The organism is Candidatus Desulfatibia sp. (assembly GCF_036446775.1).
Taxonomy (GTDB): domain Bacteria; phylum Desulfobacterota; class Desulfobacteria; order Desulfobacterales; family UBA11574; genus Desulfatibia_A.
Genome location: NZ_JAZFTO010000129.1, coordinates 1 through 6,060 on the forward strand (window position 1 = coordinate 1; position 6,060 = coordinate 6,060).

Annotated in this window: 2 protein-coding genes and 1 pseudogene; 1 reads left to right on the forward strand and 2 read right to left on the reverse strand. The window is 43.8% G+C overall.

Annotated features, from left to right (window positions below):
* Positions 1–457: pseudogene (locus V3S16_RS06295) on the forward strand (heterodisulfide reductase subunit F); the annotation flags it as partial.
* Between the two features lie 351 nt (positions 458–808).
* Here V3S16_RS06295 and ftsY read toward each other — a convergent pair.
* Both ftsY and smc read right to left on the reverse strand, forming a co-directional pair.
* Positions 809–1,750, reverse strand: a complete 942-nt coding sequence (gene ftsY / locus V3S16_RS06300) for a signal recognition particle-docking protein FtsY (RefSeq protein ID WP_413883821.1) — start codon at positions 1,748–1,750, stop codon at positions 809–811.
* A gap of 439 nt (positions 1,751–2,189) precedes the next feature.
* Positions 2,190–5,795 (reverse strand): chromosome segregation protein SMC, encoded by a 3,606-nt coding sequence (smc, locus tag V3S16_RS06305; protein WP_413883822.1) that lies wholly within the window; start codon positions 5,793–5,795, stop codon positions 2,190–2,192.
* Positions 5,796–6,060: the final 265 nt, after the last annotated feature.

The window sequence follows — 6,060 nt, forward strand, 5'->3', positions numbered from 1 at the left end:
CATCGTGTATATGCTGGATCCGGCCAATCGATCCAAGTTTAAGGACATCCACGTGATATACGGCGCCCGGACACCCGGTATGCTGCTTTATAAAGATGAACTGGCTGCCTGGGAAGCCCGCGATGATATTAATGTGCATATTACGGTGGATGCCACAGATGATCCGGACTGGAAATATAACATCGGGTTTGTGCCCACGATTACAGAACAGAAAGCACCTAACGCTGATGAAGATACTTACGCGATCATCTGCGGGCCTCCCATCATGATAAAGTTTACCCAGCCGGTGCTGGACAAGCTTGGTTACAGCCATGATCAGATCATCATGTCTCTTGAAAACCGTATGAAATGCGGTATCGGCATGTGTGGACGATGTAATATCGGTCAAGAATTCGTATGCAAAGACGGCCCGGTGTTTACGCTTTCCCAGCTTAATAGTACCCCCAAAGAATACTAAGTAGTGTCCATCCATAAATGGCCCTTTTTGCCCTGCTCTGAGAGCCAGGTCAGCGATATTTGGCTCTGCCTTGGAGTTTTATGTCTAAAATCACAAATTCCAAGCACCAAATTACAAATAAATAACAAATCACAAGCACCAAATTTCAAATAAATCACAAATTCTAAGTCTCAAATTCCAAACAAGGGCTAAAACTATTTTTTTATTCTTTTGTTTGTTATTTGTTTTTTCGGTCATTGGAATTTATTTGATATTTGTAATTTGTTATTTGGGATTTCCCCTTTTGGTCATTGTTATTTGTTTGATATTTGATAATTGTTATTTGGAATTTAATTTGCTCTTTCCGTGGCCTTAAAACAGAGCATCTACAAACAGTTCAGGATCAAATTCCTGCAGATCTTCAATTTTTTCTCCAATGCCGACATATTTTAATGGGATTTCAAGTGCATTGCATATACCGACAACGATTCCTCCTTTGGCGGTTCCGTCGAGTTTGGCAAGGGCAATTGCGGTAACGCCGAGGACATCGTTGAACATTTTAGCCTGGGACAGCGCGTTTTGGCCGGTTGTGGCATCGAGAACCAGCAAAATTTCATGGGGTGCGTCCGGGAGCTTTTTGGCGATGGTCCGTTTGATTTTTTTGAGTTCCTCCATCAGGTTTACGCTGGTGTGAAGGCGGCCGGCAGTGTCAACGATGACAATGTCAGCCCCCCGGGCCACGGCTGCTTCAATGGCGTCATAGGCCACGGCGGCGGGATCGGCCTTATCTTTGTGCTTGACAATATCCACCCCGGCCCTATCAGCCCATATCACAAGCTGTTCGACGGCTGCCGCCCGAAAAGTGTCGGCGGCCGCGATGAGAACCTTCTTCTGCGATACTGCAAATTTGGCCGCCAGCTTGCCGATAGTAGTTGTTTTGCCGACTCCGTTGACGCCGATCACCATGATAACATGGGGCTTGGCAGCCAGTGGTGCCGGCGGTGGCGTTTTGGTGCCGAGCAGCGCGAGTATCTTTTCTTTCAGAGCGTCTTTGAGTTGACCGGCATCAGAAATGCTTGCAGACCTTTTTGAAATGCTTTGGATGAGATCCATGGCGGTCTGGACGCCGATATCCGATGTTATCAGCAACTCTTCAAGTTCTTCCAGAAGATCGTCATCGATTTTGCGCTTGTTTGAGAAAAGTTCGTCAATGTCGGTTGTAAGCAGTTGGCGGGTCTTGGAAAGGCCGGTTTTCAGGCGTTTAAAAAAACCTTTTGATTCTTTAGGCTCTTTTGTAAGGAGTTCAAGGTTCACGGTTCAGGCCTCCGGCTCGTAGAGGCACGATCCTACGCCTCGGAGAGGTTCAGGGGTTCAGGGTTAAAAGAAAGGTTCACGGTTCAGGGGTTGATCCACCCATGGTATTAACCCAATGGAATCAATGGCTAAGGAAAAAAGCGCGAAACGCTTAACCCTGAAGCCCTTTTTCCCGAGGTTATTGAGCAGTTACGTCCAACAGACTGAACGTCCAACAGACTGAACATCGAACGTCCAACGTTGAACATCGAATAATGATGTCGCTTTGCTCTGCAATTTAATTTCATTCGTTTTTTTTATTCATCATTCGATGTTCAACATTAGTTTTTTTATTCACCATTCGATGTTGGATGTTCGATGTTCATCTTTTAAGTAAACCTGGTGCCTTTGTGGCTATTCTTTCTCTCCGAGGCGTAGGCTCTACGAGCCGGAGGCCGGTTTATCCTTCTCGGCGTTCAAAATCTACGGAAACAATCTTGGAAACGCCTTTATTTTCCATGGTAATGCCGAAAAGTGTGTCGGCAAATTCCATAGTTCTTTTATTGTGCGTTACCATAATGATTTGAGATTTTTTCCCGATGATTTTCAGCAGATCATTAAATCGAAAAATATTGGCTTCGTCAAGGGTCGCGTCAATTTCATCCATTAGACAGAAAGCGGCGGGCTTAATTAAAAATATGGAAAAGATCAAAGCGATGGCAGCGAGCGCTTTTTCGCCTCCGGACAACAGACTCATTCTGGTCAGCTTTTTCCCCTGCGGATGGACCATAAACTCTACGCCGGTATCAAGAAGTTCATCCGGTTCAGTAAGGATGAGTTTGGCTGAGCCGCCCTCAAAAAGAAGGGGGAAAACTTCGTTCAACTTTTGGTTTATGGCATCAAACGTTTTAAGAAATCGTTCCTGGGTAATCTTGTTTATCTTTTTGATAACTTTATGGAGATCTTCCACAGCCTGCTCAAGATCTTCATGTTGCTCGCACAGAAAGTCATAACGTTCTTTTAGTTGTTCATGCTCCTTGATGGCACCGAGATTGACATCGTCTATTCTGGCGATCCTTTTTCTGTAAAGGTCAAGCTCGTTATCCATTTCATCCGGGGCCATCTCCATGTTTTCCGCGGCAGAACCAAATTCTGATTGAAGGGCGGCAATCGCAGTGTGGTATGTGGCTTGCAGACGATCGGCAATATTTTTGCGTTGAAGATGTTGCTGGGATTGCTCAAGCTCAAGCATGCGGATCTTATGCAGTATTTTTTCACGTTTGGTCTGTATCGTGGAAATAGTACTGTCATTATCCTGCATCTTGGCATCAATGGACGTGTAGTCAGCCTCATTGCGCTGTAGAGCTTCCTCCAGACGTTGCAAATCATCATACATACCGGCAAGGGTCTGTTCAAAATCTACAATTTTTTGTTTTGAATCGGTCTTTTTTTGTTTTTTTCGGACAATTTCGATTGCAAGCTGTTCGATCTGTTTTAATCCGTCATTTTGGAATTCTTTAAGTCGTCTTAAAGCATTGTTGCTGTTTTCCAGCTTGGCGTTTAAAGCTGTTAAATTGAGTCTAAGGTCTACGATGCTATGATTAAAATCATCAAGCTCCGATGATAAAGAACTGATCTGGTCTAATTTTTCTGTGACCTTGCTCTGGGCTGTTTGAACGGCGTTTTCGATATCAGTTAGTGCCTGGTTGTGTGTAGTTATTTCTTCATCAATATCATTTTTTTCTCCCAGAAGGCGCTGCTGTTCCAAATGTACGATTTCAAGATGGCGGCGGGAGTGTTTTAAGTCTTCGTTAGCTTTATAAAGATCCTTTTCCGCTTCGATTTCGAGTTGGAGCACTTTATTTTTTTGTTCAATGAGCTGCTGCAGTTTGCTTTCAACGGTGCGGACTTTGGATTCCAGTTCTTTTTGATCGCTACGTGCTGATTCCAGTTTAGGAATTAATTTTTTGATGCAACGGTCAATGCGTTTCAGTTCCTGCTTTTTTGCCAGAATACCTGACAGGTTGTCCTGGCTGCCTCCGATCATAATGCCTTGATGTGAAAGAATATCGCCGTCTATAGTAACAATAGTCTGCATGCGGCCGTTGTTGTTATATATTTTTAGGGCTTCTTGCATATCATCGGCAACAACAACATGTGCCAGGAGGGCTTGGGCGATTTTTTCAAACCCTGGTTTAACAGATACATAATCCAACAGCTTTTTTTGAGAATCGGACTTTTTTTGGGGCTCCAATTCAAAGTTTTTAACAGAAGAAACCGGAATAAAACCGCTGCGTCCGGCTCGGGTTGTTTGCAGATAGTTGATGGAGCCGATTCCTGTTGTTTGATCCTCGACAAGTATGTATTGCAATGATTCCCCAAGTACTGCTTCCACAGCGGTTTCATAGGAAGGTTCCGGTTCGAGAATATCAGCCATCAGCCCTAAAATACCGTCATTTTCAGGGCCGCTGGTTTTATCTGTCGATTTCTTGCCTTCTTCCCGGCCTGCTTTTTTCATTACGGCCCGGACACCGTCCTTGTACCATTCAAAGTTGTCTTCCATTTTCTTTAAAGTGGTATAAGTCGATTTGGCTTGGTTGCCTTCCAGATCCAGGGTCTGAACGTGCTTCACCTGCTTGCCTAACAAACCGCTCTTCTCTTCCAGTTGCTTCTTAATATCGGCAATCTGCCGGGTCAGATCGTCTATTTTGGCGTGGTGTGCCTGAAACACTTTTTCGGTTTGAGACACTTTATGCTCAAGCTGTGTGACTTCTTGAGCGGTTTTGATTTCTTCGGCATCAGTTTGTTTAAGGCGTTTTGTTAGGCTTTCTTTGTTATTGGTGGCGTTCTGGTAGATATTTTTGTGCCGAGCTTCCTGGGTCGCCAGATCCATAACTTTTGTTTTTGAAGTTTCAAGGTCTTGATGCAGAACTGATAATTGATCTTTAATTTTTTGCTCAAACGACTGCTGTTGATCGAGGACCTTAGTTTCCTTTTCGATCCGGGCTTTAATGCCGGTATTCAGGTCTGCAACCTGGGAGATTTCGGCGGTAATATTCCGGTCCTTTTTTTCAAAGTCTTGGTGGGCAGATTCAAGCCCGGCTATTTCATGGCTGAGCCTCTCTATGTCTTTATGAAGGTGAGCCAGATCATTCTCAAGGCGGTCCATATTTCGCTGAGTCTCAAATCTTTTAGACTTTTGCTCTGAAATTTCCTGATCTTTTTGTGAGCGCCGCAACTTGATCTCTTCCAGCGCTGCGTCAAGTTTTTTAAGTTGCGAGGTATGCCCGAGATCCGTATCCCTACGATCTTTTAATAATGTATCGGTTTCATTTATTTTGTGCGTGTAGTCATCGTAATAGTGCAGGGCAAGGCCGATGTCGAGTTCTCTGATGCGATCCTGATACCTTTTGTAACGTTCGGCTTTGCGGGCCTGACGTTTAAGACCGGCCATCTGCCGCTTTACTTCAAAAATTATATCGTTTACTCGCAAAAGATTTTGATTGGTAGAGTCGACTTTGCGGAGCGCTTCGTTTTTACGTGCCTTATACCTTGTGATTCCGGCAGCTTCTTCGACGATAAATCGTCTTTCTTCCGGCCCGGCATCTGTAATTGTACCAATGTTGCCCTGTTGTACCACGGCATATGACTTAGATCCTAAACCGCTGCCCATAAAGATGTTGTGAATATCTTTTAGACGGCAGGGCTGTTTATTAATGAAATAGGCACTTTCACCGGACCGGTAGAGGCGTCGGGTAAGCATGATTTCGGTAAAATCTTTGAGCTCTTCAGGGGCGGTGCCGTTGTCATTGGAAAGGATTAAGGAGACCTCTGCCATGTTTAAGGGGTGTTTACCGTTAGTACCGGCAAATATTACGTCTTCCATAGATTTTCCACGAAGCTGCTTAACACTCTGTTCCCCCATCACCCATCTGAGAGCATCGACAATATTACTCTTGCCGCAGCCATTTGGACCTACGACGGCCGAAATACCAGGAGGAAATTCAATGCTGGCTTTTTCGTAAAAGGACTTAAATCCGTTTATTTCCAGTTTTTTTATTTTCATACAAGAAAATCTCCTGTTGTGGTGTAGAACCTTTTTTTCATTTTTACCTTAACCATACTATCAGTAGCAGGAAGTTTTGTAATTGTAAAGCAAAAACACAAGGTGAAGTATGTTTTTATTGAATAAACACAAGATATGGTAGGATTTATATGTTATTGGCTTATTTTGTATGGTCATTGATAATATATCAATAAAATAATATGATTTGGCTTAGAAAAATTATGGTCTTTTTTCGGGCGGGATTGGTAAAAACGGCCCGGGCTAC

Coding starts and splice junctions, on each gene's coding strand:
- smc (WP_413883822.1), bottom strand. CDS start 5,795: ATGAAAATAAAAAAACTGGAAATAAACGGATTTAAGTCCTTTTACGAA.